Genomic DNA, 1,886 nt, shown 5'->3' on the forward strand with positions numbered 1-1,886 from the left:
CTGGAAAAGGACGAAGTGACCCAGTTCCCGCGTCACAGAGGCCCGTGTCGCATCAAAATGGAAAACCAAAAGTCCCTGTTTCCGGACATTTGAAGAGGAGGTGTAGTATGAATCGGTCGTTGCTATGCCCCTTAGCGCCCGTTCCGCAGCGTTGTTCGTGAGGCAGATGCGGCCGTCATCAAGGAAGGCGGTGAAGGCCGGCCATGCCTTGAGCATGTAATCCATGGCCTCGGCGACATCGCTGTTCTTGGAGAGCTTGGACCGGTTCTCGCGCATCCATGCCTCCAGTTCGGCCACCAGCGGGACGCTGAGTTCCTGGCGAAGGGCAAGACGATCCTGCACGGACCTCCCATTGATGGCGCGTTCGATGTCGAAGATCACATCGATGCGGCGGACGGCTTCCACTGCCAGCGGCGAGATAACCGGCGCTTTCTTGCGGCGCTTCTTGAGCTGGGTGGCGATATCGGCCAGTTCGAAGAAATAGCGGCGTGCATGGCTCCAGCATAGGGCGCGGGCCAGCGGCGCCGGAACCCGCTCGGTCTGAAACAGCGCGTTATAGCCGGCATAGGCGTCCGCCTGGAGGATGCCGCTCCAGCCTCGTAAATGGGCAACGGGATGCTCACCCCGCCGGTCACGGGAATAGTGAAAGATCGCGGCTGGCGGCGCTGGCCCGCCGAAAGGTCGATCGTCTCGTACATAGGTCCAGATCCTGCCCGTGTCGGTCTTGGTCTTGGCCAACACCGGCACCGTCGTATCGTCGCCATGCAGTCGCTCGGCGGCCAGGACGTGGGCTTCGATCAGCAGATAGAGCGGCATCAGCGCGGCGGCGCAGGTGCCGACCTGGTCGGCCAATGTCGATAGGCTCAACTCCACGCCTTCGCGGGCATAGCGATCACGCTGGCGGTTGAGCGGTTGATGCGCGCTGAACTTCTCGAACAGCAGCATGGCGAGGAAGCTGGGACCAAAGAGCCCGCGAGGCGTCACATGGAACGGCGCCGGCGGCTGTGAGATCTTCTCGCAATCGCGACAGGAGAACTTCTCCCGCACGGTCTGGACCATCTTCCATCGGCGCGGCACCACCTCGAGCGTCTCGGTGATATCCTCGCCCAGCTTGCACAGCCGTTCTGAGCCGCAGCAGGGACAGGCCTCGGGCGCGGCAATGACGACGCGTTCGCGCAGCAGATGCTCGGGCAAGGGCTTGCGGGCGGGCCGCTTGCGTTCGAACGGCGCGACGTTGGTCTTTGCTGCCGCCAGCGCGGCCAATGCCTCGTCTTCACTGGCAGTGGTCTCGCACTCCTCGAACGTCAGCTCCATCTGGTCGAGCAGATGGCGGGTACGTTCGGATCGCTGACCAAAAAGGGTGCGGCGCATCTTCTCATTCTGCAGTTCCAGAAGGGCATTGCGGGCTTCCAGATCGGCGTTGATCGCTTTTATCCGGGCCACCTCGGCGGCGACCGCCTGGGCTGCGGCAAGCTGCTCGCGAAGGCTCTGGATCTCTGCTTGCGCCGCGTCACCCATGCCTAAAGGCATAGCAGAAAAGCACCGGAATCTCTAGCTTTTTAGCCTCCCGACACCGATTATCCGGCCAGTGTCGGGCGCCAGGTTGCTTGCGGGTTACGCCAGTCGATCGCCTCAAGCATGCAAGCCAGCTGGGAGGCAGAGATGGCAATTACCCCGTCTACAGCCGACGGCCAGATATACTTCCCGCGCTCCAGACGCTTGGCATAGAGCGACATGCCAATGCCATCGTGCCACAGGATCTTGGCCCCTGTGCATTATTCGGCCACAGATTCACGGTAGGCGAGCTTGAGGGACGTCGGCGCCAGCTTCTCTGCCAGGGATTGCGCTACGTAAGCCGTCGCGGCCACACAAAAAGGCCGGCACAA

Annotated in this window: 2 protein-coding genes; both read right to left on the reverse strand. The window is 62.2% G+C overall.

All coding sequences use genetic code 11. The annotated features are described in order from the left end of the window. On the reverse strand, nucleotides 1-1,518 hold a 1,518-nt coding region (gene tnpC / locus D0Z70_RS24380; RefSeq protein ID WP_239019133.1), incomplete at its 3' end, for an IS66 family transposase. 59 nt (nucleotides 1,519-1,577) lie between these two features. Then, nucleotides 1,578-1,760 carry an IS66 family insertion sequence element accessory protein TnpB gene (gene tnpB / locus D0Z70_RS25925; protein ID WP_420820410.1) on the reverse strand — a complete coding sequence of 61 codons (183 nt, stop codon included), beginning with the start codon at nucleotides 1,758-1,760 and terminating at the stop codon, nucleotides 1,578-1,580. Between the last annotated feature and the right edge of the window lie 126 nt (nucleotides 1,761-1,886).

The sequence above is a fragment of the Sphingobium terrigena genome (genome assembly GCF_003591655.1).
GTDB classification, from domain to species: Bacteria; Pseudomonadota; Alphaproteobacteria; order Sphingomonadales; family Sphingomonadaceae; genus Sphingobium; species Sphingobium terrigena.